Source organism: Mycobacterium sp. SMC-11 (assembly GCF_046250095.1).
Classification (GTDB): domain Bacteria; phylum Actinomycetota; class Actinomycetes; order Mycobacteriales; family Mycobacteriaceae; genus Mycobacterium; species Mycobacterium heraklionense_A.
Genome location: NZ_CP176430.1, coordinates 2,266,014 through 2,289,712 on the forward strand (window position 1 = coordinate 2,266,014; position 23,699 = coordinate 2,289,712).

26 protein-coding genes and 1 pseudogene are annotated in these 23,699 nt (G+C 67.4%); 15 read left to right on the forward strand and 12 right to left on the reverse strand.

Annotated elements, in window-relative coordinates; translation table 11 throughout:
* Positions 1-3: 3 nt before the first annotated feature.
* The 6 genes from gnd to ACKY0X_RS10565 all read left to right on the forward strand — a co-directional run bounded on the left by gnd (position 4) and on the right by ACKY0X_RS10565 (position 5,271).
* Positions 4-1,023, forward strand: a complete 1,020-nt coding sequence (gene gnd / locus ACKY0X_RS10540) for a phosphogluconate dehydrogenase (NAD(+)-dependent, decarboxylating) (RefSeq protein ID WP_409429584.1) — start codon at positions 4-6, stop codon at positions 1,021-1,023.
* A 106-nt stretch (positions 1,024-1,129) separates the two neighbouring features.
* Complete coding sequence (locus ACKY0X_RS10545) at positions 1,130-2,068, forward strand: DUF4129 domain-containing protein (protein ID WP_409429370.1); 939 nt, start codon at positions 1,130-1,132, stop codon at positions 2,066-2,068.
* Positions 2,065-2,553, forward strand: a complete 489-nt coding sequence (locus ACKY0X_RS10550; protein ID WP_409429371.1) for a hypothetical protein — start codon at positions 2,065-2,067, stop codon at positions 2,551-2,553. Before ACKY0X_RS10545 ends, ACKY0X_RS10550 begins: the two co-directional genes overlap by 4 nt.
* A complete protein-coding gene (locus ACKY0X_RS10555) occupies positions 2,550-3,533 on the forward strand; it encodes an AAA family ATPase (protein ID WP_409429372.1) in 984 nt (327 codons plus the stop codon). The genes ACKY0X_RS10550 and ACKY0X_RS10555 overlap by 4 nt, the downstream gene beginning before the upstream one ends.
* Before the next feature lie 23 nt (positions 3,534-3,556).
* The gene (locus ACKY0X_RS10560; protein WP_409429585.1) at positions 3,557-4,804 is read left to right on the forward strand and encodes a DUF58 domain-containing protein; all 1,248 of its coding nucleotides are present in this window, start codon (positions 3,557-3,559) and stop codon (positions 4,802-4,804) included.
* Positions 4,804-5,271 carry a hypothetical protein gene (locus ACKY0X_RS10565; RefSeq protein WP_409429373.1) on the forward strand — a complete coding sequence of 156 codons (468 nt, stop codon included), beginning with the start codon at positions 4,804-4,806 and terminating at the stop codon, positions 5,269-5,271. The genes ACKY0X_RS10560 and ACKY0X_RS10565 overlap by 1 nt, the downstream gene beginning before the upstream one ends.
* 4 nt (positions 5,272-5,275) lie before the next feature.
* On the opposite strand, the gene ACKY0X_RS10570 is transcribed toward ACKY0X_RS10565, so the two are convergent.
* Entirely contained in the window at positions 5,276-6,406 is a 1,131-nt protein-coding gene (locus ACKY0X_RS10570; protein WP_046286510.1) for a nitronate monooxygenase, read from the reverse strand.
* A 143-nt stretch (positions 6,407-6,549) separates the two neighbouring features.
* Positions 6,550-7,341, reverse strand: a complete 792-nt coding sequence (locus ACKY0X_RS10575) for an HAD family hydrolase (protein ID WP_409429374.1) — start codon at positions 7,339-7,341, stop codon at positions 6,550-6,552.
* 118 nt (positions 7,342-7,459) lie between these two features.
* Here ACKY0X_RS10575 and ACKY0X_RS10580 point away from each other — a divergent pair, with 118 nt between their 5' ends.
* The 4 genes from ACKY0X_RS10580 (at position 7,460) to ACKY0X_RS10595 (ending at position 11,145) form a co-directional block, all read left to right on the forward strand.
* On the forward strand, positions 7,460-7,696 hold the full coding sequence (locus ACKY0X_RS10580; RefSeq protein WP_065042052.1) for a hypothetical protein: 237 nt from the start codon (positions 7,460-7,462) through the stop codon (positions 7,694-7,696).
* A 131-nt stretch (positions 7,697-7,827) separates the two neighbouring features.
* A complete protein-coding gene (locus ACKY0X_RS10585; protein ID WP_046287078.1) occupies positions 7,828-8,334 on the forward strand; it encodes a hypothetical protein in 507 nt (168 codons plus the stop codon).
* A 24-nt stretch (positions 8,335-8,358) separates the two neighbouring features.
* Positions 8,359-9,633 (forward strand): competence/damage-inducible protein A, encoded by a 1,275-nt coding sequence (locus ACKY0X_RS10590; RefSeq protein ID WP_409429375.1) that lies wholly within the window; start codon positions 8,359-8,361, stop codon positions 9,631-9,633.
* A 48-nt stretch (positions 9,634-9,681) separates the two neighbouring features.
* The gene (locus tag ACKY0X_RS10595) at positions 9,682-11,145 is read left to right on the forward strand and encodes a lipase maturation factor family protein (protein ID WP_409429376.1); all 1,464 of its coding nucleotides are present in this window, start codon (positions 9,682-9,684) and stop codon (positions 11,143-11,145) included.
* Between the two features lie 11 nt (positions 11,146-11,156).
* Here the strand turns inward: ACKY0X_RS10595 and ACKY0X_RS10600 are convergent, their stop codons facing one another.
* Complete coding sequence (locus ACKY0X_RS10600; RefSeq protein WP_409429377.1) at positions 11,157-12,641, reverse strand: HNH endonuclease signature motif containing protein; 1,485 nt, start codon at positions 12,639-12,641, stop codon at positions 11,157-11,159.
* 748 nt (positions 12,642-13,389) lie between these two features.
* Between ACKY0X_RS10600 and ACKY0X_RS10605 the strand changes: the two genes are divergently transcribed.
* Positions 13,390-13,695 carry a hypothetical protein gene (locus ACKY0X_RS10605; protein ID WP_409429378.1) on the forward strand — a complete coding sequence of 102 codons (306 nt, stop codon included), beginning with the start codon at positions 13,390-13,392 and terminating at the stop codon, positions 13,693-13,695.
* Here ACKY0X_RS10605 and ACKY0X_RS10610 read toward each other — a convergent pair.
* From ACKY0X_RS10610 to dtd, 3 genes and pseudogenes are all read right to left on the reverse strand, one after another.
* Entirely contained in the window at positions 13,692-13,841 is a 150-nt protein-coding gene (locus ACKY0X_RS10610) for a hypothetical protein (RefSeq protein ID WP_409429379.1), read from the reverse strand. The two genes, ACKY0X_RS10605 and ACKY0X_RS10610, sit on opposite strands and share 4 nt — an antisense overlap.
* Positions 13,842-14,081: 240 nt before the next feature.
* A complete protein-coding gene (locus tag ACKY0X_RS10615; RefSeq protein ID WP_409429380.1) occupies positions 14,082-14,510 on the reverse strand; it encodes a DUF2834 domain-containing protein in 429 nt (142 codons plus the stop codon).
* Between the two features lie 46 nt (positions 14,511-14,556).
* Positions 14,557-14,987, reverse strand: a pseudogene (gene dtd, locus ACKY0X_RS10620) (D-aminoacyl-tRNA deacylase).
* Positions 14,988-15,039: 52 nt separating this feature from the next.
* Here dtd and ACKY0X_RS10625 point away from each other — a divergent pair.
* Entirely contained in the window at positions 15,040-15,354 is a 315-nt protein-coding gene (locus tag ACKY0X_RS10625) for an MTH1187 family thiamine-binding protein (protein ID WP_409429381.1), read from the forward strand.
* On the opposite strand, the gene ACKY0X_RS10630 is transcribed toward ACKY0X_RS10625, so the two are convergent.
* From ACKY0X_RS10630 to ACKY0X_RS10650, 5 genes are all read right to left on the reverse strand, one after another.
* The gene (locus ACKY0X_RS10630) at positions 15,347-16,006 is read right to left on the reverse strand and encodes a M15 family metallopeptidase (RefSeq protein ID WP_409429382.1); all 660 of its coding nucleotides are present in this window, start codon (positions 16,004-16,006) and stop codon (positions 15,347-15,349) included. The genes ACKY0X_RS10625 and ACKY0X_RS10630 overlap by 8 nt on opposite strands.
* Positions 16,007-16,023: 17 nt before the next feature.
* Positions 16,024-16,770, reverse strand: a complete 747-nt coding sequence (yaaA, locus tag ACKY0X_RS10635) for a peroxide stress protein YaaA (protein WP_409429383.1) — start codon at positions 16,768-16,770, stop codon at positions 16,024-16,026.
* Entirely contained in the window at positions 16,767-17,273 is a 507-nt protein-coding gene (locus ACKY0X_RS10640; RefSeq protein ID WP_409429384.1) for a phosphatase PAP2 family protein, read from the reverse strand. Before ACKY0X_RS10640 ends, yaaA begins: the two co-directional genes overlap by 4 nt.
* Before the next feature lie 49 nt (positions 17,274-17,322).
* Positions 17,323-17,769 carry an STAS domain-containing protein gene (locus tag ACKY0X_RS10645; protein WP_065042041.1) on the reverse strand — a complete coding sequence of 149 codons (447 nt, stop codon included), beginning with the start codon at positions 17,767-17,769 and terminating at the stop codon, positions 17,323-17,325.
* Between the two features lie 97 nt (positions 17,770-17,866).
* A complete protein-coding gene (locus tag ACKY0X_RS10650; RefSeq protein WP_409429385.1) occupies positions 17,867-19,822 on the reverse strand; it encodes a neutral/alkaline non-lysosomal ceramidase N-terminal domain-containing protein in 1,956 nt (651 codons plus the stop codon).
* A gap of 137 nt (positions 19,823-19,959) precedes the next feature.
* Between ACKY0X_RS10650 and ACKY0X_RS10655 the strand changes: the two genes are divergently transcribed.
* The 3 genes from ACKY0X_RS10655 to ACKY0X_RS10665 are packed head-to-tail and all read left to right on the forward strand — an operon-like array spanning position 19,960 to position 23,015.
* On the forward strand, positions 19,960-21,249 hold the full coding sequence (locus ACKY0X_RS10655; RefSeq protein WP_409429386.1) for an acyltransferase family protein: 1,290 nt from the start codon (positions 19,960-19,962) through the stop codon (positions 21,247-21,249).
* Between the two features lie 21 nt (positions 21,250-21,270).
* Positions 21,271-21,984: an Rv0518 family GDSL lipase gene (locus tag ACKY0X_RS10660; protein WP_409429387.1), complete on the forward strand. Its 714-nt coding sequence runs from the start codon at positions 21,271-21,273 to the stop codon at positions 21,982-21,984.
* A gap of 53 nt (positions 21,985-22,037) precedes the next feature.
* The gene (locus ACKY0X_RS10665; RefSeq protein WP_409429586.1) at positions 22,038-23,015 is read left to right on the forward strand and encodes an NAD-dependent epimerase/dehydratase family protein; all 978 of its coding nucleotides are present in this window, start codon (positions 22,038-22,040) and stop codon (positions 23,013-23,015) included.
* Between the two features lie 15 nt (positions 23,016-23,030).
* Here ACKY0X_RS10665 and ACKY0X_RS10670 read toward each other — a convergent pair whose 3' ends face one another.
* The gene (locus tag ACKY0X_RS10670; protein ID WP_409429388.1) at positions 23,031-23,678 is read right to left on the reverse strand and encodes an HD domain-containing protein; all 648 of its coding nucleotides are present in this window, start codon (positions 23,676-23,678) and stop codon (positions 23,031-23,033) included.
* Positions 23,679-23,699 lie beyond the last annotated feature (21 nt).

The following is a 23,699-nucleotide window of genomic DNA, read 5'->3' on the forward strand; positions in this document are numbered from 1 at the left end:
ACCATGCAACTGGGGATGATCGGCCTGGGGCGAATGGGCGCCAATCTCGTTCGGCGCATGGTCGACGGCGGTCACGAATGCGTCGTCTACGACCATAACGCCGACGCGGTCAGCGCGTTGACCTCCGAGCCCAACACCACCGGGGTCTCGTCGGTGGCCGGGCTCGCGGCGCAGCTGTCCGCGCCGCGGGTGGTGTGGGTGATGGTGCCTGCCGGTGCCATCACCACCGGGGTCATCGAAGAACTTGCCGGCACACTGCAATCCGGTGACATCGTGATCGATGGCGGAAACTCCTATTATCGCGACGACATCGCGCACGCAAAGATCTTGGCCGACAAAGGTATTCATCTTCTCGACTGCGGAACCAGTGGCGGGGTGTGGGGCCGCGAACGGGGTTACTGCCTCATGGTCGGTGGGGATCGGGCAGCGTTCGACCATGTCGAGCCGATCTTCGCGACCGTGGCTCCGGGGGTGGACGCGGCCCCGCGCACCCCGGGACGCGAAGGCGAGATCGCGCAAGCCGAGAAAGGCTATCTGTACTGCGGCCCATCGGGAGCCGGGCACTTCGTGAAGATGGTGCACAACGGCATCGAGTACGGGATGATGGCCTCGATCGCCGAGGGGCTGAACATCCTGCACCACGCCAACATCGGCAAGCAGGATCAACAGGGTGATGCCGAAACCGCGCCGTTGAGCAATCCCGAGTTCTATCGGTACGACATCGACATCGAGCAGGTCACCGAGGTCTGGCGGCGGGGCAGCGTGATCGGTTCCTGGTTGCTGGATCTGACCGCCAGTGCCCTGCAGAAGTCACCGCAATTGGAGGAATTCGCCGGCCGGGTCTCCGATTCCGGTGAAGGCCGGTGGACCGTTATCGCCGCCATCGACGAGGGCGTCCCCGCGCCGGTGCTCACCACCGCGCTGTACGCGCGATTCGCCTCGCGCCAGCTGTTCGAGTTCGGCGCAAAGGTGCTCTCGGCCATGCGCAAGCAGTTCGGCGGGCACGACGAGAAGTCCGGGTGACCGGCCCGGCCTGAACGACGCGATTCTGGCCGCTTCCAGCCCTGGCGTGCCAGTATGGGGAATGCCGCGGCGACGGCGGGAAACCCAGGTACCTGGCGTTCCGGTGATGGCCGGTAGCGACAGGGCGACCGTGCGAGTGATCGCCCTGGGCGTACTGCTGCTGGCGGCCGGCGCCACGACGCGCGGATACCTACCCGGTGCCGCGCCCGAGTCACACCGCACCAGCGCCGCAAGCACCGTGGAACCGGTTGTGTTGGCGGCGTTGTTGGCGGTGTCGGGAACGATCATCGCGGTCGCTGTCGTGCACCGGGCACGGCATCAACGCGCGAGAGCCGGCAGCATCGGCCAGTTGTCCCTGACCGCTGGAGCCGGACGAGGACCGGTCTGGCGCGCGGTGCTGATCGTCGCGGCGGCGCTGGCGTTGTGGCTGCTGACCATCCTGATGTTGGCGAAACTCGGTGGCGGCTTCCGCATCGAGCTGCCGACGGAGGTGTCCGGGACGGGTGAGACGCCGCCGGGCACACCGGTCGCGCCGGCCCCGCCGCCGGCCGCGCCCAGCGGACTGGCCAGTGGCGCGTCCGCCTATCTGCTGGCCGTAGCCACCCTGCTGCTGGCGCTGCTGGCCGCCGCGGTACTCGCCGCACGCGCCCGGCGCCCGCAACCCGCACCGCCCGAGACCATCGTGACTCCGGCGATCGTGGACGAACCGAGTGCCGACGAAAACCTGGTTCGGGCAGCGGAACTCGGCCTAGCCCGCATCGTCGATCCCAGTCGCGAGCCGCGGGCGGCGATCATCGCCTGCTACGCGGTGATGGAACGCCACCTAGGCGCCGTTCCCGATATCGCACCCCGCGCCTTCGACACCCCCACCGAAGTACTGGCGCGAGCCGTCGAACACCACGCCCTGCCCGCGGCCAACGCGACCCGGCTGGTGAAACTGTTCACCGAGGCGCGCTTCAGCGCCCACCTGATGACCGAGCGTGACCGCGCTGATGCGATCGCGGCGCTGCGGCAGGTGCTCGAGGAATTGCGGAACCCACGATGAAAACACTCGCGCTGCAAGGGGTCCTGTTGATCGTTGGCGCTGAGATCGTGGCGCTGATGACCCACCAGCGTCAGCTGTTGTTCGGGGCGGCGGGCCTCGCGGTCGCGCTGCCGGTTTTCGGTATTCGGCGCCTGCTGGCCACGGGAGGTGATGGACCACCCGCCGACCCGGAGCCGACCGATGAACCCGGAGAGGCGCTGCGCCGGTGGCGCACGGGCACCGAAGCCAGAATCCGCTGGTCGGAATCGACCAGAGCAGACTGGGATCGGCGCTGGCGACCGATCCTGGCACGGCGGTTCGAGGTCTCCACCGGGCAGGGGAGGGCGAAAGATCCCGCCGCGTTCGCTGCCACCGGGGCGCTGTTGTTCGGCGACGAGCTCTGGCCGTGGGTCGATCCCAGCAACGTCGCGCCCACCGGCGGCAGCGGCCCGGGCCCCGGACGTGCTGTGCTGGAAGAGATCCTGTGCCGCCTGGAGCAGCGATGAGCACCGGGCTGTCCGGTGCGGCGGCCACCACCGGGGAACGTTGCACCGCGGTGCTCGACGAGATCGAACGGGCCGTGGTGGGCAAGCGCTCCGCACTCACCCTGATTCTGACCACGGTGCTCGCCGGCGGGCACGTGCTCATCGAGGACTTGCCGGGCCTGGGCAAGACCTTGATCGCACGGTCGTTCGCGGCCGCGCTCGGCCTGGACTTCATCCGCGTGCAGTTCACTCCCGACCTGCTGCCGGCCGACCTGCTCGGTACGACGGTCTACGACATGTCCTCGGGGCGTTTCGAGTTCCGCCGCGGGCCGATCTTCACCAACCTGGTGCTGGCCGACGAGATCAACCGAACGCCGCCCAAGACCCAGGCGGCCCTCCTGGAGGCAATGGCCGAAGGTCAGGTCAGCATCGACGGCAACACGCATCGGTTGCCGTCGCCGTTCATCGTGCTGGCCACCGACAACCCGATCGAGTACGAGGGCACCTATCCGCTGCCGGAGGCGCAACTGGACCGGTTCGCGATCATGCTGCGCCTGGGTTATCTCTCGGAGCAGGGGGAGGCGGCCATGTTGCGCCGTCGCCTGGACCGCGGTGCCTCCCTACCGACGGTGCGCAAGGTGATCGACGCCGACGATCTGCTGGCGATGCGTGAAGCGGTGGAACAGGTCGGTGTACATGACGACGTGCTGCGCTACGTGGTGTCGCTGGCTACCGGAACCCGGCGCCATCCGCAGGTGGCTGTGGGGGCCAGCCCGCGATCGGAACTCGACCTGGTCCAGCTCGCTCGGGCCCGCGCGCTGCTGCTCGGCCGCGACTACGTGATCCCCGAGGACGTCAAGGCGTTGGCCACGTCGGCGATCGCGCACCGGATCACGCTGCGGCCGGAGATGTGGGTGCGCCGAGTTCAGGGCGCCGATGTGGTGGAGGAGCTGCTGCGGCGGCTGCCGGTGCCGCGAACCCCGGAGGCGACACCGCCGTGACGCAAGACCCCGAGCCATTGGCGATGGACGTCGTCATGCATTGGCGCGCATCCCCATTCGCCAAGGCGGCGGCCACCGGTGCCGCGCTGGCCCTGGTGCTGGCCGTGGGTGCATCGCGCTGGCAACTGATCGCGTTTGCGGCGCCTTTGCTCGCCGTCTTGTGCTCGTTGGACAGCCAGCGATCCGTCCCGGGCTTGCGGGTACACGCCACGCCATCGGAGCAACGCTGCTTCGAGACCGAGTCGGTCGAATTGGCGGTCGGCGCAACGGTATCGGGTGCCGACATGGTTCGGATGAGTCTGGCGGTGTCGGCGCATCCGGCGCTCAGTCTCGAGATCACGGAGTCCACCGTCGCGGCTGGAAGCCGAAAAACGGTCACTGCCACCGCCGGACGCTGGGGCCGGTATCCGATCCGTGCCACCGTGAGCGCCGTGGCCCGGGGTGGTCTGCTGGTCGGGACCGGAACTGTCGACGTCGCCGAGGTCACCGTGTTCCCGCTGGCGCCGCCGCAGTCCACCCCGGTCCCGCACAGCGACCTGCTCGATCGCGTCGGGACCCACCTGACCCGGCATCCGGGCCGCGGCGTGGAGTACGCCGACATCCGCGCCTACGTTCCCGGCGATCCACTGCGCTCGGTGAATTGGCCGGTCAGCGCACGACGGGGGAGCCTGCATATCACCCAGCGCCTGACCGACCGTGGCGCCGACGTCGTGGTGTTGATCGACGCCTACCCGCAGCCTGCCGGCCCGGCGACCGAGGCAACCGAACGGTCGGTACTCGGCGCGGCGCAGGTGGTGCAGACCGCGCTGCGCAACGGCGACCGTGCCGGCATCGTCATTCTCGGTGGCCGCCACCCGCGGTGGGTCGGTGCGGAGATCGGGCAGCGCCAGTTCTATCGCATCGTCGACGCGGTCCTCGGTGCCGGCGATGGAGTCGAGTCGACCACCGGGACGCTGGCACCCCGGGCCGCGGTCCCGGCGGGCGCCTTGATCATTGCGTTCTCCACGCTGCTGGACACCGAATTCGCGCTGGCGCTGACCGATCTGCGAAAACGGGGCCATGTGGTGCTCGCGGTCGACGTGCTGGGCGGCTCGCCATTCGAGAACGACCTGGACCCGTTGGTGGCCCGGATCTGGATGCTGCAGCGCAGCGCCATGTATCGCGACATGGCCACCATCGGCGTCGATGTCGCCTCCTGGCCGTACGAACAGCCGCTGGAGCAGGCGATGCGTGTGGTGACGCCGCGGCGCAGACCCGCGGCGGTGCGGTGATGACGCTTTCGCCCGGACTCGACACGCGCCCGTCGCCGGGACTGTCCGGCCTGTGCGGTCTGGCCGGTCTGTCGATGGCCGCGGTCGCCGGTTTGGGCGCCTCGGGTATCGCAGGGATTGCGGCGCTGCTGGCCGCCGGTGCGGTGCTACTCGGGCTCCGCTGGAAAGTAGCGGCGACGACGGCGGTGTTGCTCGCGGCAGTCGCTATCGGCCTGGCCGATCCACCTGATGTTTCGGCGGCGGTGGCCGGTCTGGCCGCGGTCGGCTACCTTGCGCTGCGCCACGTCGACACGGTGACTTTGCCGACGGCGATCTTTGCCCTCGGGTTCACCGCCGCGGGGTTAGTCGCGACGGTGTTCCCGTGGCAGCTTCCTTGGCTACCGCTGCTGGCGCCGTTCACGGTGTTCGGCCTGTATGCCGTTGCCGCCCAACCGTTTCTGCGCACTTCTCTGGGCGCCGAGCGGTAATCGATCAGACGCCCGATGCCTCGTTGAGGGCTTCCAGGGTGCCGGTGGCCTCGAGGTACTCCTGAATCCACCGCTCGATGACCGTCGCGGTCTTCTCCACCTTGGTGAACTGGCCGACGACCTGGCCGACCGGGTTGAACGCGACGTCGACGCTCTCGTTCGGGTACTTGTTCGTGGCACGCACGGCCATGCCGGAGACCATGTACTGCAGCGGCATACCCAGCGGCTTCGGGTTCTCCGGAGCTTCCCAGGCCTCGGTCCAGTCGTTGCGCAGCATCCGGGCCGGCTTGCCGGTGAAGGAGCGGCTGCGCACGGTGTCGCGGCTGCCGGCCTTGATGTATGCCGCGTGCTGCGCCTCGGTGTTCGAGGACTCCTCGACCATCAGCCACTGCGAACCGGTCCACGCGCCCTGCGCGCCCAGCGCGAGGGCCGCGGCGATCTGCTGGCCGCTGCCGATGCCGCCCGCCGCCAGCACCGGTACCGGTGCGACCGCCTTGACGACCTCGGGCCACAGCACGATCGAGCCCACGTCGCCGCAGTGCCCACCGGCTTCGCCGCCCTGGGCGATGATGATGTCCACGCCGGCCGCGGCGTGCTTCTGCGCCTGTCGCGCGGAGCCGCACAGCGCGGCGACCTTGCGGCCCGCCTCGTGGATGTGCTTGATCATGTCCGCCGGGGGAGTGCCGAGCGCGTTGGCGATCATCGTCACCTTCGGGTGCTGCAGCGCGACCTCGACCTGCGGGGTGGCGGTCGCCTCGGTCCAGCCGAGCAGCTGCAGGCTGTCGGCGTCGGCGCCCTCAACGGGCACACCGTGGTCGGCGAGCAGCTTCTTGCCGAAGTCGAGGTGCTGCTGGGGGACCAGCTTGCGCAGCGATTCGGCGAGTTCCTCGGCGGACTGCCCGGAGTCCATGCCCTCGTACTTGTTCGGGATGACGATGTCGACGCCGTACGGGTGGTCGCCGATGTTCTCGTCGATCCACTTCAGCTCGATCTCGAGCTGTTCCGGGGTGAAGCCCACCGCGCCCAGCACCCCGAAACCGCCGGCCTTACTCACCGCGACGACAACGTCGCGGCAGTGGGTAAAGGCGAAGATCGGGAACTCGATGCCGAGTTCGTCGCAGAGGGGAGTGTGCATGACGGACTCCTTCACAGGGCGTGGGATCGAAGTGAAACGTGTTCTAATTAAGTACCAGACGCGGCATCACGAGGCCAGTCGGGCCTAGGTGTGCTGGTGAAACCTAACACTACCGGCAATCGTGTCTTAGGGCATCGGGTGGCTCAGCGCGTGGAAAAAGCACGCAGCACCGCCACCCCGAAACCGGCGGCGCGGCGCAATGATCGCCCGCCGGTGCGGTCGGGGCCGGTGATGCGCAGCACCGGCCAGCCGTGTTCGGCGGCCAGCGCCGCCAGCCGGGGTCGGGGATTGACCGGCCGGGGGCGGCCTACCAGCGCCATCAGAGCCGCATCCTCGTCGCCGTCGGCATAGAAGAAGCTTTCGGCGAGATCGACCCCGTTGGCCGCGCAGAAATCCTGCACGGTGGCCGCCTTCTGCGCGCCCCACACCACGGGCTTGACGATGTCACCGGTGAGGACGCCCCGCTCGTCGAGTTCGAAGCGGTTGCACAGCACCTGCGCGATACCCAGGAACCGGGCCACCGGTTCGGCGTGGATGGTCAGTGCCGAGGAACTCAGTACGACGGTGTGGCCGCGCTGCTGATGCGCCCGCACGATCTCGTGCATGTGCGGGTAGATCCGGCTGGTGATGTGGTCGGCGAACAGTCGTGCGCCGACGTCGTTGAGTTCGCTGATGGTCTCGCCGCGCAGATAGCCCGCCGCCCGCACCAGCAACCGTTCGAATTGCATCCGCCCCAGGCGGTACCGCACGGCGGCCTCGACGACGCCGAACACCTCACCTGCGCGGGCCTGGCGCCGGCGGATCCGGTCGCCGGCATGTGCGGTGGCGGTGAACCCAGAGACCAAGGTGCCGTCGAGGTCGAAGAACGCCCCGATCCGCGCGCCCGACTCGGTCCGGGCGACGTCAGCGATCGGATCACTCGGTACTGCGGTCATCGCCGTCGATGTTACGTCGGTGCCAGGCGTGTGGGGGGTGGTCGCGCGCCGCGCCGCAGGAGGACGTATCTGGGCAGCTGATAGCGTGTTTGGCCTATGCGAAAAGAGGGTCGGCTTCATGACCAGTGAGACCACCGCGACCGACGCGCGGGAAACTTTGTCGGAAAAGGCAGAGCAGCAGGGCTGGGCGCGGACCCAGCGTGAGCGTGTCGATGTCTACAGCCGTGGGATCTTCCAGGTTCACGCGATTTGGCGCGACAGCACCGCCCTCAACGGCGGAGCCCACTACGAGGACGGCGTCCTGCTGGCGTACACCACCGATCTGGCGAAGACTGCGAGCTGGTTGGCCCGCTGAGGCCGGGTCGGTAACTGCCGCGGCTCCGGTTCGCAACGGTTGCATAAACGCCCCTCGTGTCACACTGGCATCAGTTTTCACACGGCTAACTTCGGTCCCGACCTTGTAGTTGTTGGGATTGGGGAGAAGCCATGTCACGAATCCGTAAGTACCTGACCGTCGCGGCCGGCGCCGCTGCGGGTCTGTTCCTCACTGCGCTGGCGTCCAGCGCCACCGCGAACGCCGACACCGCGCCGATCAACCCGGGGTTGTCCGGCGTGGTCGAGCAGATGGTCGCGTCCTCGACGAGCCTGCCGCAGCAGTTGCTGCAGACCACGACGGGGGCGCTGAGCGGCACCACATTCGCGCCGCCCGCGACACCCGGGCAGGCACCGCTGGCCACCGCGACCTTCAACGTGCCGCCGTCGCCGAGCGCGATGCCCCAGCAGCAGGCCGCCACCGGGCTGCCCGGACTGGGGAACCTTCCGGCCAGCCTGAGCTCGGTGCTGCCGTTCCCGCTGCCGAACTTCGGTGGTTCGGCCCCGGTGCCTGCAGCACCGACGGCGTTCGCTCCCACCGGCTACCTGCCGAGCGTTCCGGTTGCGCCGGTTGCTCCGGTGACGCCGATGGAGGTCATGCTGATTCCGGGCTTGCCCTGACGCTGACTGCGTAATCTCGGACCGGTGAGCGCACGCGCAGGAATCGTCGTCACCGGTACCGAGGTACTCACCGGACGTGTGACCGACCGGAACGGACCGTGGTTGGCCGACCGACTCTTGGAACTGGGAGTCGAGTTGGCGCACATCACGATCTGTGGCGACCGGCCCAGGGACATCGAGAGTCAGCTGCGGTTCCTGGCCGCCGAGGGTGTGGACTTGATCATCACCAGCGGCGGCCTGGGGCCGACGGCTGACGACCTGACGGTCGAGACCGTCGCCAGGTTCTGCGGCCGTGATGTCGTGTTGGACGACGAGCTGGAAGCCCGGATCGCCGAGATCATCAAACCGATGATGGCGCGCTACACGGGCCCGGGCGCGCCGGATTTCGCGACGGTCCGGGCGGCCAACCGCAAGCAGGCGATGGTTCCGGCCGGCGCGACAATCCTGGACCCGGTGGGCACCGCGCCCGGAGTCGTGGTGCCCGGCTCGCCGACGGTCGTGGTGCTGCCGGGGCCGCCTCGTGAGCTGCAACCGATGTGGCACAAGGCAATAGAGACCGCCGCGGTGCAGGAGGCCTTGGCCGGCCGGACGCACTACGAGCAGCAGACGATCCGGATGTTCGGCTTGCCGGAGTCCGGCCTGGCCGACACGCTGCGCCACGCGCAAGATGCCATCGGCGACTTCCACCGGCTGGAGATCACCACCTGCCTGCGCCGTGGCGAGCTGGAGATCGTCACACGCTACGAACCGGACGCGGCGGGCGCCTACCAGCAATTGCTGAAGCTGCTTCGCGAACGGCACTCGCGAGCGATCTTTTCCGAGGACGGTTCGCAGATCGACGATCTGGTGGCGTCGGCGCTGGCCGGTCGACAGATCGCGACCGCCGAATCCTGCACCGCGGGCCTACTGGCGGGCCGGCTGGCCGACCCACCGGGCGCCTCGAACTACTTGGCCGGCGGAGTGGTCTCCTACTCCAACGAGGCGAAGATCGAACTGCTGGGCGTCGATCCGGCTTTGATCGCCGAACACGGCGCGGTGTCCGAGCCGGTGGCCGAGGCGATGGCCGCGGGTGCACTGCGGCGCTTCGGTGCCGACACCGCGGTGGCGATCACCGGCATCGCCGGGCCTGGCGGCGGAACGCCGGACAAACCGGTGGGCACGGTGTGTTTCTGCGTGGCGCTCGGTGATGGCCGGATGACCACCCGGACTACGCGTTTGCCGGGGGAGCGGGCCGATGTCCGGGAGCGCTCGACGACCGTAGCCATGCATCTGCTGTACCGAGCACTGTCAACCGGCTGACTCCTGTCTCCACCGGTGGTATGAACATCACACCGAGGAGTTGCAGGTGTGAGCACACAGTGGGCGTGGTTGAGCGGTTCCGGGTACTGGCTGGGACGGCTGCTCCTCGAACGCGGGATCGCGGCCGTCTATGTCGTCGCCTTTGTCGCGGCCGCCCGGCAGTTCCGCGCCCTGATAGGCGAACACGGTATGACGCCGGTGCCGCAGTACGTACGGCGCCGCCCGTTTCGGCTGACGCCCAGCATCTTTCATCTGCACTACTCGGATCGCTTCTTCGCGTTCGTGTGCTGGCTGGGTACGGGACTGGCCGCGGCTCTGGTGGTGGGGGCCGGAGAGTTGGTGCCGCTGTGGACGGTGATGGCGATCTGGCTGCTGCTATGGGCGCTGTATCTGTCAATCGTCAACGTCGGCCAGACCTGGTATGCGTTCGGCTGGGAATCGATTCTGCTGGAGACCGGGTTGTTGGCCGTCTTCTTGGGCAACGACCGCGTTGCGCCGCCGGTGCTGGTCATGTGGCTGGCGCGTTGGCTGCTGTTCCGCATCGAGTTCGGCGCGGGGCTGATCAAGTTGCGCGGCGATTCCTGCTGGCGCGACTTGACCTGCCTGTACTACCACCACGAGACCCAGCCGATGCCCGGCCCGTTGAGCTGGTACTTCCACCACCTGCCCAAACCGTTGCACCGAATAGAGGCAGCGGGCAACCATGTCGCCCAACTGGTGGTCCCGTTCGGGTTGTTCGCTCCGCAGCCCATCGCCGGGGTGGCCGCCGGGATCATCATCATCACCCAGTTGTGGCTGGTCGCCTCCGGCAACTTCGCTTGGCTGAATTGGATCACGATCGTTTTGGCCGCCGGGGCTCTCGACGAATCCTGGTTCACCGGAACGATTTCGGGCCTGCAGGCACCGGACATGCCGGCGGCCCCGATGTGGTTCGCCGCGCTGGTGATGGTGTATGCGGCGGTGGTCGTGGTACTGAGCTACTGGCCGCTGCGCAACATGGCGTCGCGCAATCAGCGCATGAATGCCAGCTTCAACCCGCTTCATCTGGTCAACAGTTACGGTGCGTTCGGGACTGTTGGCCGCTTCCGTCGGGAGCTGGTGATCGAGGGAACGGCGGCGGCGGAGCTCACCGAGCGAACGCCCTGGTGTGAATACCACTTCAAAGGTAAACCCGGTGCGGTGGACCGACTTCCGCGTCAATGGGCGCCCTACCATCTGCGGCTGGACTGGCTGATGTGGTTCGCCGCGCTCTCGCCGCGGTATGGGCTGCCGTGGCGTGATGTGCTGCTGCAGCGGTTACTGAGCAATGACCGCGACACGTTACGTCTGTTGCGCTACAACCCGTTTCCGGACACCCCGCCGCGCTTCGTGCGGATCCTGCTCTACGAGTACCGCTTCACCACGTGGGCCGAACGGCGACGGGACGGAGCCTGGTGGCATCGCACCCTGGTGGGCGTCTATCTGTCGCCCGTCTCGGCTGCCGGGTTGTCCGCTCCGCCCGACTTCCGTTAGTGCCGCGGCGGTCACCCCGCTTCGGGCCAATCGTTGATCGGCGGTGGTAGTTCCTCGGGTAGATCGCCGGCCTTGTCGGGTGTCGGGTTGGGCCGGGTGTGGTAGTCGATGACGGCTTCGATGAAGTGGAACGGGTTCACTCGGGGTTGGCCGCGTTCAAGTTTCGGTGGGGGAATCCATGCGACGCGGCCGTCGTGTCCGAGGGTGGTAGTCCAGCCTTGTTCGGTGGCCATCCGGTTATCGGGTGCACACGCCAACGCGAGGGCGTCGACGTCGGTTTTTCCGTTGTGGGCCCAGTCCTTTTCGAGATGATGCGCCTGGGACAAATACCCCGATACGGTGCAGCCGGGTCTCGTGCAGCCGCGATCTCGGGCATGTAGCACGATGCGTTGATCTGCTGAGGCGAGCCGCTTGCTACGTCCCAGCCAGAGCGCGCGCCCTTTGCCGTCGAACACGCTCAAGTAGTGGTATGCGTGCTCGGCCATCCGCAGTAGGTCGGACATGGGGAGGAGCGATCCGCCGGCCGTGTGTGCTTTGCCGGTGGTGCGGGGGCCGGTCACCGGTGCGTGGCCGGCTGCGACGTGTAGCTCGGCCAGGGTGGTGGTGACGATGACGGTCACCGGTAGGCCGTTGAGTTGGCCGAGATCGCCGCAGGCCAGTAGGGCGCGGGCGGCGGCCAATAGCGCGTCGTGGGTGCGTTGGTCGGGGCGGCGATTGTCGCGCTGGATCTGTTCTTGGCTCGGTGTCCCGCTGATGCACGGGTGCTCGTCCGCGGCGTTGCACATCCCGGGGGCGGCGAGTTTGGCCAGGATCGGCTCGAGGGTGGCGCGCAGTTCTGGGGTGATCTTGCCCGACAGCGTGCTCATCCCGTCGACGTCTTGGCGGCCCAGGCGCAGTCCGCGCTTCGCGAGGCGTTCCCGGTCGGTGAAGTCTCCGTCGGGATCGAGTACGGCTACTAGGTGATCGGCCAGGCGGGCAAAGGTTTCCGGCGCGAATTGTGTTGCCAGTACCGCGAGGTCGCGCTCGGCTCGCTGACGGTAGGCAGCACTGACCGCGGCCGGTATTTTCGTCAAGGCCTTGCGGGCGATCGCCACATGCTCCGGCCCGATCCGACCCAGAGCCTGTGCGGCGGCCAGTTCCGGCAACGCGGGCTCCAGGGGTTCCCCGGTCACCGCGGCGCGTGGCCCGAGCTCGGCGGCCTCGGCCAACCGACGCCGCGCGCTGGCGCCGCTGATCCGCAACCGCTCGGCCAATGCCTTGGTCAGCGAGCACGCCCCCAAAGCGCCCGGATCGCCGTCGGTGACCAACCGGGCCAGGATCCGGTGATCGACCACCGGCGCCCGCCACGCCAACGCTTCCCGGCGGGCCAGCACCGCCATCAAGTCGTCGGCGCTTAAGGCATCCAGCGAGCATTCTGCGAGCTGGTCATAGGCGGTCTCGATCGCGTCGAGGCACCCCAGAATGGTGTCCCGATCCGCGATCGCATTCCTGCCCATGTATCGAACACTAGTTCGACCGACCGACAGAAAAGTCGGCTGACCCAAACCTGTTAGCAGAATCGTCAACTGTGGATAACTGTGGCCACGGCTGGAAGGTTCTGGAAACGGCTCGTCCGCGACGGCAGGCGGTTGGTAGACGTCGATCGAGAAACCGCAAGTAGTAAATGGTGCCGTCGGGTGATACTGGACAATTCAGGGCATCGGCAATGGCCCACATGGCTTTATCGAGCGGGTGTGCATCCGGGCCCGGCTCAGGAATCTCAGGAAGGACCAACCGACCGTGGACGTCGATATGCGGTTGCATCAACCCCTCCTCACTCGGTGATCAGGACGAAAGGAACGCAATGACGCGCAAGGCATACGCAAGCGGTAGCCAGCGAAGGAGACGCCCCGTGTGGGGTAAAGCTCTACTCGCGGTGGCTCCGGCCGCGTTGCTTATCGCAGCACCGGCACCGGTTTACGCCGACGGTGCATGCACCGCGTTGGCACCCGACTTTGACGCGTATAAAGCGTGCACGAAGAAGATGGACGTGTCGTGCGTGTACGCTGGACGCTTTTATGTGGAAGTCCACGTCGCCTGCAGCTACCCGGACGGCGGCCGGGATGACTGCATCGAACACCTTGATCCCTCCCCGTTCAGCAGCGGCGCACAGATTGTCAGCCACACTTGTACGTACGTCCCGCCTGGTTCCGAGCCGGCTCCGGCACCAGAATCCGGCGCGGAGCCGCGTTAACGAGACGAGTCGTGTGGAACAAAGCCCTACTCGCCGTGGCGCCGGCCGCATTGTTTATCGCAGCACCGGCACCGGTTCACGCCGACGAAACGTGCACCGCATTAGCCAACGTGGAAACCCTTGATGCGTATAACCAGTGCATGGTCAAGATGAACGTGCGCTGCCAAAGTCGTCGTGGAAATGTTTTTCTGGAAGCCTTCGTGACCTGCAAGTACCCCGACGGTGGCCGGGATGAATGCATCGAGCACTTTGGGGCTCTGGCTGACGGACGGGTTGATGACTTGGCCTGTACGTATTTCCCGCCGGGTGCGCCTTAGAAGAGGTCGTTGCTCCCGAATATGGTGCCGATGGCGTTCCACATGGTTTGTATGGTGCGGACGACTTGTCCGAGGGGGTCTTCCATATCGCCGCCGGTGCCGATGGTGATGTCGAAGGTTTTCGGTGTGGACTCGTCGTAGTACATGCGGACTGCGCTGACTTGGTCGGTGTAGAGCAGGCCGTCGATTTCGAACAGGCAGCGGGTGCCGATGTCGAAATCGTAGAAGATCGAATACGGCCGCCGATTCCAGATGCTGATCTTGAACGCCTGATACGGGCGGGTTGTCCAGTGCCCCTGCCGTAGGGCTAAGGCTGAGCTGACGGGCCGCGAGGCAACGAACCCCTTATGCGCGCAACGTGATACGAGGCAGTATGCGGGCGCGCGCTATCGGGTATCGACCCACAGCGTTGCGCCCGCCAGCACCAGGGTGACCACGGCCAGCAGTGCCGCATCAAGGGCACCCAGGCGGGGTGCCGAGGCGCCCTCGGCGGCCAGCCGACGTTCGCGGGCGATCAGAAACAACGGGAAGGTGAAACTGATCGCCGTGAGGAATCCGCCGAAGATGTAGGCCCAGACGAACCGCACGTTGTGCTTGCGGGCTTCGGTGACCATCAATACCGCCGCCGACAGAAACAGCATCAGGATGTCGGCGGTGATCGAGCGGGACGCCGGTGTCACCGCGGTGTCCGGCAGCCACCGGGAGAAGAACGAGTCGGTTCCTTGGTAGGCCAGGTTCTGGCTCCAGGTGGCGACGAGCGCGGCGACGGCGATCGCGGCGTACCCGCCGTAACGGACCTTGGCAGCTGTATTCATCGGGCCACGTTAGCGCCCACGGCACTGGGCGTAGAGCGGTTTCGCCTCAGAGCTCGAGCAGCACCGTCACCGGACCGTCATTGACCAGTTCCACCTGCATATGTGCCCCGAACTGCCCGGTGGCCACCTGCGCGCCCAACCCGCGCAGGGTCTCGGCGAACTCGGCGACCAGCGGTTCGGCGACCGGACCCGGCGCGGCGGCATTCCACGATGGCCGCCGGCCCTTGGCGGTGTCGGCGTAGAGCGTGAACTGGCTGACCACCAGAATCGGCGCGCCGACATCGGCTGCCGACTTCTGGCCATCGAGAATGCGTAACTGCCAAAGCTTTCGGCGAGTCGCTGCGCCTTGGTGGAATCGTCGGTGTGGGTCACGCCGACCAGTGCGAGTAGGCCCTGGCCGTCCGGTTCGATCGCTCCGACCGTCTGACCGTCGACCTTGACGCGGGCCGATGAGACACGCTGGACCAGAACTCGCACGGCCTCGATGCTAGGTACGCTCGCGGTGACGCTGTCGAGAGGGGTGAATGACGTGTCGGTCTTGGTTGCGTTCTCGGTAACGCCGCTCGGCGTGGGGGAGGGAGTCGGCGAGATCGTCGCCGAGGCGGTGCGGGTCGTTCGGGAATCGGGACTGCCCAATCGCACCGATGCCATGTTCACCGTGATCGAAAGCGACAGCTGGGCCGAGGCGATGGCCGTGGTGCAACGGGCGGTGGAAGCGGTAGCGGCCCGCTCACCTCGGGTCAGCACGGTGATCAAAGCCGACTGGCGAGACGGCGCGGTCGACGCTATGCACACCAAAGTCGAATCGGTGGAACGTCACCTGGCGGCGCCGCCACCTAATTGACCGGCACGTCGAGGATCGGGCGGCCCACGTCGGCGCCGGGGCCGTTGAAATGCCACCATTCACCCGAGTACACGGCCAGGCCACCGGCACCCATCGCGTCGCGCAGGGCGGCACGCTCGGCCGCGGCGCGGGCGCTGATTCCGTCGGCGAATGCCGTTGCAGCCGGCGAGAAGTCATCGAATCCGGTGCCCATCTCTGACAGCCGCCCATACGCGTCTGCGGTCGTCACGTCGACCGACCGCCCGGTCTCGTGGCTGCGGGCCAGCGAACCTGGCCGGGCCACCCAGTTCGGGTTCGGCACCACCTGGAACATCCGCACCTGCACGTTGTGTGGCCGGTAGCAGTCCCAGAACACCAGAATTCGTCCTCGACTGCGCAGTGCGGCGGCCGCCGCGGTCAAGCCCGGTGCCAGCGACTCGTGCACCAGACACCGAGCGTTCGACGGGTAGAGCTGTTCGCCGACGAAGTTGTTCGCGGTGGCATATCGCAGGTCGATGATCGCGTCCGGCACCGCGCTGCGCACGTCGACGAACCCGGCCGCGCGGGCGGCTTCCGACAGTGCCGGTACGTCCGATCCCGGCGCGGCGGCCGCGGTGCCGGAGGCTCCGGCGAGCAGCAGCGCAACAACAATCACCATCCGCAGACTCGGCATCTGCCCATTGTCACCCGTCAGGCGGCAACCACGATCGTCAGCCGACGGTCGTCGCGTTCCACCCGCATGCCGGCCCGCCGAGCTATGGCGGCCACCGCGGCGGCATCGTCGGGTTCGGCCCGGGTGGTGGCCAGCGCCCGCGCCAGCCGGCCCTTGTGCGCTTTGTTGAAGTGACTCACCGAGACTCGTCTCCCATCGGGGTGCTCGGCGACCACATCGACGCGCACGGAGCCCGGAACGGCGGCCAGTGCCGCATAGGAACCGGACCTCAGGTCGACGACCAGCTCGGCCGCGGCGATCTCGGCCAGCACCGGTTCCAGCACCGGCCGCCAGCGCTTGGCCAATCCCGGTTGTCCGGGCAGCTTCGAGGATGCCGAGAGGCGATAGGCCGGTACCGGATCCGTTGCCCGCAGCAGCCCGAACAAGGCGGAGCCGACGGCCAGGCGGGCGCCGGCGCGGGCGGCTGCGGCGCCGCGCAGCGAATCGACGTCCAGCGCCTCGTACAACACACCGGTGTATCGGTTGATCGCCGGCGCGGTGGGAGCGGTACGCAGCGCGGCGTTGCGCTCGATCTCAGCGTCCTGCGACGCCGACAATCCCAATGCGCTGCGGCTGGCCTCCCGATCAGCGGCCAAACCCACCAGCTCGTCGACCAGTTCGGCCCTCAGGCCGGTCAATTGTGGGGAGGCCAATGCATCAAGGCACAGCGGTGGTCCTTCGCCGCCGGCGCGTTTGGTCTCCGACGGGGGCAGCAGCACGATCACAGCGCAGACGTTAACCGAGCCGTTCCACACACCAGCGCGGTGGCGAGCATCGCCGCACCGACGGTATCGGTGACGTAGTGGTAGCCGCAGGCCACCAACCCGAGCATGCCCAGCAGGCTCACCAGAGTGGCGGCCGCCAGCGCCCACAGCCGGGCCACCACCACGACCATCATGCCCAGTACCGCGACCAACAGCGCGGTATGGCCGCTGGGGTATTCCAGGTAGGGCCCGTTACGCCGGTCGAAGAGGCGCTTGAGCCCCATGGTGATGGCGGTGACGGCGAACGGGCAGGCCAGCACCGCGGCCGCCAGTGCCCACTGCCTGCGACCTAAGGCCACTACCAGGCACGCCACCGTCACCGTCAGCACCAGCCAGCCGCTGGTGAAGATCAACAGCCACCGGGGTTGCTCGCCGATCAGGGTGGAGGTGGCGCGACCGAACCAGTTATCGATCGGTGTCGAGCCGCGGCCCACCGCCCAACCGAGGGCCAATGTCGCCAGCACACCGGCCAGCGGCCACCAGCGCAGCGTGGTGGCGAGGCCCCGACCTATTTCAGGCCGACTTCTGGAACAGCGGCAGCAGCATCTGACGGCGCTGGTCGTTGCCGTCGGCAAGAGCGTGCAGCGCCTGGTCCACCGAGCGCGACGTCGGGAACATGGCCTCTTCGTCGAAGTCGCCGAGCAGTTCGTGCACCGCCGAACTCTCGATGAGGGTCCACTCCACGCCCGCGGCACGGCAGTCGCCGTCCAGGACGCACAGCAGCCAGATGCCGGCGGCGGCGAACGAGGTGACCCCGCTCAGGTCGAGCACCAGCGGCTCCTTGGCAAGGACGAAGCGCCGGGCGTGTTCGCTGAGCTGGTCCACGTTGGTGGCATCGATCCGGCCCCGGATCGCGATCACCGTCGCGAGGTGACGGTAGTGCGCACGAATCTGCGCCCCGCCGCACTCGACGACCGGGTTGATCCGAGCAGTGCCTCGTGTGGTGATGTCGATTGCCATGCCAGCCCCCACCTTCCTGTCGATCGCTGCCGGCAACCGCGCCGACCTCGATGTTTCCGACGTTATGCGGCGAAGTTAAGGCCTCTTGGGCGGACGATTAACGCTTTGGTGAGATCTCGAACGGCTCCGTCGCCCCGGTGAACGCGCTGATCCGGCCGTCGCGGTCCCGGGCGTCGCCGTCATAGCGAAGCCGGTATCGCCCGGCCGCGGTGTTTTCGGGGATCGCCCAGGTCACGGTGATCGTCGACCCGCGCCGGCCGGCGCGTCGCCAGCGGAACGTCGTCGACCAGTCGCTGTCGTCGGCCACGGTGCTCCACCCGGCATCACCTTGGTGCTCCACCCGCACATAGCTGCCGCCGCGGTGCAGGTCATTGTTCGGGTACGCGCCGGCGAACACCGCCGACACCGTGCTGCCCGGCTGATAGGCAGGCTGCGGCGCCTCCAAGACATCACCGAATTGCTGGCCGCCGGCCAGCGCATCCGGCTTCGCCCGGCGACGCGACCGGCGCCGGCGGGACGGCTCGGCGGGCCGTTGGCCCTGCGGGGCCGGCCGCTGATCGCGCATCGCGGTGGCCAGCTCGGCCACCACCTGCTGCAGCGCCGGCAGCTCCCAGCGTCCGAACAAAGTGCTGCCACCTTCGTAGCGCTGCTCGTCGTATTCCTCCGGCGTCGTCACGTAGTGCAGATAGCCGTTGCTGTAGCCGGCCACCAGCACGTCGCGCAGTTCGGCGCCGACGATCTCAGCGACCGTGCGGCGCAACCGCAGACCCGCCACGATCGTCACTTCGGCCGGAATGCCGATCAGGTACAGCTGCCCGATCCGCAGCAGCTGCACCGGGCCGCCCTCGGGCATCAGCATCGACAGCGCCTTGTTGAGCCGGATCCCGGGGCCGACCGCCCCCTTCGGTGCCTGCGCATCGCGCAACCGCGGGGAGAGCCGGAAAACCGTGTTGGCGACCAGGCCGTCGAAGAAGCGGTTACGGCCCTGCTTGAACACGGGGTACAACGGGCCGGCGCCCTCGTCGGTGCCGGCCAGGCACGACGCACCCGCGATCGCGGGGCCGGTGCGATGAGCCCTGCCGTCGCCGGTGAACTCGGGCCGGACCTCGAAATCCGTCAGATCGACATAGGTGGTGCGGGCGTCGAGCCCCCCGGTGACCTCCGTGCCATGCCCCAACGTCAGCTCGGTGGCCGCGGCGGCTTGCCGGGACCCGATGATTCGGGTGTTCTCGAACTCGTCCTCGGTGGGGCCGCTGCCGGGGCGATGGTTCAGATTCGGCGACATGTCCCCGGAGTTGGTCTGGGCGAAGGCCGCGATGAAGTCCGGTGGCGTGGCTGCCAGGTAGTCGACGCCGTGGTCCAGGCGCTCGCACTGGTAGGCGGCGTAGCCCTTGTTGTCCCCGCTGATCAACGTGTTGCGGTTGGTCATGGACGTGCCGTGGGTGGCGAACCAGTTCACCGCACCGACCAGCCGGCCGTCGCGTTCGATGCGCAGCAAGGTGGTCTGCGGGTCGATCTTGTCCGGGAAGTGGGCGCGCTCGGCCTCGGGATTCCGGGCGAACGACGACGGCGAACGGTTACTGCTGGCGTCGTGCAGCCGGCCCACGGCAAGGCTCAAACTGGCGGGAGCCAGGTCGGCATGCGCTCGGTCGACGGCTTCGCAGATGCCGTCGACGATCGCGTTGAACGTCTGATGCCGGAACCCGTTGGTGTTCGAGTTGTAGAGCCGGTGGTCGGAGTAACCGCCAGGGCCGCAATGGGTGTGCGTCGCCGTCAACATCACATTGTGGAACGTGTACAGCTCGCCGTAGGTCGCGGCCAGGCGTCCGAGCACCTCGTGGTGCACGCTTTCCAGCAATAGCGGTATCTCGCAGACCACCAGCAGCAGCCGGGTTCCGGCGGCCGCGTCGGCGATGACGAATGCCCGCGCGCGCAGCCGATTGTGCAGCCCGTCGGTCTGCTGTGAGGCCACGCCGTAGCCGAGCATTCCGCACTCGGCCGGCTCGCCGGTGATGTCGGCGATTCCACGCCCAACCTGATAGTCGTCTGGCATCGCTACAGTATTCACAACGGCCCCGTCGGTTTCAGCGCCGACGTGCCCTGCCGATTACTTCACCCGGGCCGGTCCCGCTGCTAGTCTTCGCACCCGAGGCAGTCAGGCCATGCGATGCCCACCGGCGAAAGAGTGTTGTGCGCAGCGGAGAGATCAAGGCCCTAACCGGGCTTCGCATCATCGCCGCGGTATGGGTGGTGCTGTTTCACTTCCGGCCCTTGTTGCGACTGGCATCTCCGGAGTTCAGCGACGCGCTCGCCCCGGTGCTCGACCGCGGCGCCCAGGGCGTCGATCTGTTCTTCATCCTCAGTGGTTTCGTGCTGACCTGGAACTACCTGGAGCGCATGGGGGAGACGTTCTCCGTGCGCGCCACGGTGCACTTCCTGTGGTTGCGTCTGGCTCGGGTCTGGCCGATCTACCTGGTCACGATGCACCTGGCGCTGCTGTGGGTGATATTCACTCTGCATGTCGGGCACGTCCCGACCGAGGACCTCAGCCGGATCACCGCGATCAGCTACGTACGCCAGGTCCTGCTGGTGCAGTTGTGGTTCGAGCCGTTCTTCGACGGGTCGAGCTGGGACGGGCCAGCCTGGTCGATCAGCGCCGAGTGGCTGGCCTACCTGTTGTTCGGCGTGCTGGTGCTGGCGGTCTACCGGGTGATGCGGGTGACCTCGGCGCGCGGGCTGGCGGTATTGGCGATCATCGCCTCGCTCCCACCGCTGTTGCTGCTGCTGGCGACCGGCCAGTTCTACAGCCCGTGGAGCTGGCTGCCACGCATCGTCATGCAGTTCACCGCGGGCGCACTTGCCTGCGCCGCGGTGCGCAAAATTAGCCCGGGCGACGCGGCCCGCCGTGCCGCGGGCTACTGCTCCGCGCTGCTCATCGCGGCGATGGTCGGTGTCCTGTACTACTTCGACGGCCATCCGATCTCGGGGCTCTACGACAGCGGCGGTCTGGTCGATGTGCTGTTCGTGCCTTTGGTGATGGCCCTGGCGATCGGTATCGGCAGCCTTCCTGCGCTGTTGTCCACGCGCGTGATGGTCTATGGCGGGCAGATCTCGTTCTGCCTGTATATGGTCCACGAGCTGGTGCACACGTCCTGGAATTGGGCGGCAAAGCAATTCGAGATCGTCCTCGACGAGGGCGCGACCGCGGCCAAGTGGATGGTGTGCGGCCTGCTGGTGGCGGCGACGTTGTTGTCGATGCTGCTGTTCCACGCCGTTGAAGAGCCCGGTCGGCACTGGATGCGCAAGATGATCGGCGCCCGGCCCGAGTCTGCCCAGGTGGCGCCGACCGAAGATCCCCTGGCGGTCGAGCCGGTCGAGCCGGACAACTCCGATGACGTGATCGATTCGACCGATTCGGACGACTCGGATGACCAAGTCCTTGAGGAGCCCTCGGTCGCGATTCCGGCTAGTCTTCGCTGAAGTTGATTGGGGGAGGTAGCCGTGAGTCGGGTGATGACGTTCGCCGTCGTGATGGTGGCCGGGGTCGTCGCGGTGGTCGCAGGAACCGGCTACTTGTCGCGCGATCACGAGTCGCCGCGCCACTACGAGACGCTGCCGCTGAGTGCCTCCCCGAATCGGATTGCGGTGATCGGTGACTCCTACACCGCCGGCTACGAGGACACCGGCCGGGGTGCGGCGAACTGGACCGAGCGGGCATGGCAGAACCTGGCCGGCCGCGGCGTGTACGTCAGCGCCGACGTGGCGGCCGAGGGCGGCGCCGGGTACGGCGTGCGCGGCAACCGCGGCGCCCTGTTCGGCGACCTGGCCCGTCGCGCGGTGCAACCCGACGACGCCCTGGTGGTGTTCTTCGGCTCGCGTAACGACCAGGACGTCGAACCGGGCGAGTTGGGCCGACTGATCGCCGACACGCTGGGCTTGGCCCGCCGTACCGCGCCGGGGGCGCGGATGCTGGTGGTCGGGCCGCCGTGGCCCACCGCCGACGTCCCGGGCAACGTGTGGCGGATCCGCGATGTCCTCAGTACCGAGGCGCGGGTGGTCGGCGCCGAGTTCGTCGACCCGCTCGCCGAGCGGTGGTTCGTCGGCCTGCCCGACCTGATCGGACCGGACGGCGTACACCCCACCGATGCTGGTCACGCCTACATGGCCGACAAGATCGCACCGCTGATCGCGGGACAGCTTCCGAAGCGGACTTAGCGCAAAACCGGACGGAATCGGGCTCGGCTCAGCAGTATTGGCGAATGGACACCATGCGCGTACTGATCACCGGTGGAACCGGATTCGTCGGAGGCTGGACCGCCAAGGCGATCGCCGATGCCGGGCACCGGCCGCGGTTCCTGGTCCGAAACCCGGCGGGCCTGCACGACAGTGTGGCGCGGCTGGGGGTCGATGTGTCCGACTACGTCGTCGGTGACATCACCGATGCTGACTCGGTACGCGAAGCCCTGCGCGGCTGCGATGCGGTGGTACACGCTGCCGCGGTGGTGGCCACCGATCCACGCCAGACGGAGCAGATGCTGGCCACGAACTCGGCCGGCGCCCACAACGTGCTCGGCGGCGCGGTTGAGCTGGGACTGGACCCGATCATTCACGTCTCCAGCTTCACCGCCCTGTTTCACCCGGGGCTGACGAAATTGCGAGCGGACCTGCCGGTGGCCGGCGGCGCAGACGGCTACGGACAGTCGAAAGCCCGTGAAGACCTCTACGCGCGCGGCCTGCAGGACGCCGGTGCCCCGGTCAACATCACCTATCCGGGCATGGTGCTGGGACCTCCGGTCGGAGACCGGCTGGGGGAGGCGGGCGAAGGAGTGCGGGCGGCGCTGCAGATGCATGTCATCCCCGGGCGTGGCAGTGCCTGGATGGTGATCGACGTCCGTGACCTCGCGGCCATGCATTTGGCGCTGCTGGAGCCGGGCCGTGGCCCGCGCCGCTACATGGCCGGTGGCCAGCGGGTACCGCCGGGAGAGTTGGCGAGCCTGCTTCAAGAGCTGTCGGGTTCGCCCATGGTGGCGCTGCCGATTCCGGACATCGCCTTGCGCTGGGCGGGCCGCCTCTTGGATCAGGTCGAGCGGGCGCTTCCGATCTCGACTCCGTTCACCGAGGCCGGGATGCAGTACTACACCCAGATGCCCGAATCCGATGACACCCCTGCCGAGCGTGACCTCGGCATCGTGTTCCGAACCCCTCGGGAAACACTGGCTGACACCATCGCGGGAATCCGCGGTTAGCCCCTTCTCGGGCGCCTACTCGGGCCAGGAGTTATTGAGTATCAGTTCGACGAAGTTGTCGGGCACGAACTCGGGATCGAAATGCGCAAGGACGTCGGCATTCATGGTGCCGAACGTGCTCTGTGGCCGATGTTTCATGCCGTCGTTGAAGGCCGCCAGAATCCGTCTTTTGAAGTCCGGACGTCGATGAGCGGCGGTGACCGCCGCAATGTCCTCAGCGGCAAGGTCATCGCGGCCTATGCCGATCACGTCGGTTTCGACACCGGCGGTGACCAAGGCGATTTCGGGATCGAGGAACTCGGGCACACCCGGGGTGGTGTGCAGGGCGATGGCGAGCCAGACCTTACCGGCGTCGGCTTCGCCGACTCCGCGCTGCAGCAGGAAATCCCGTGCCGCATTGGCGCCGTCCACCTCGAAGCGAAGCGCTGAGGTGCGGTAGCGCCGGGTGAGGCCCAGATCGTGAAACATCGCTCCGGCGTAGAGCAGTTCCAGGTCCGGTTGCAGGCCGCGGCGGCGGCCCTGCAATGCGCCGAACAGAAACACCCGACGCGAGTGGTCGAAAAGCAAGTCGTCTTCGGTGTCTCGAATGAACTCAGTTATCTCCCGTGCCAGCGCGGAGTCGGGAATGGTGATGTCGGCAATGGTCTCGATCGACTGGGTCATGGACGCATCTCCTTGTTCGGG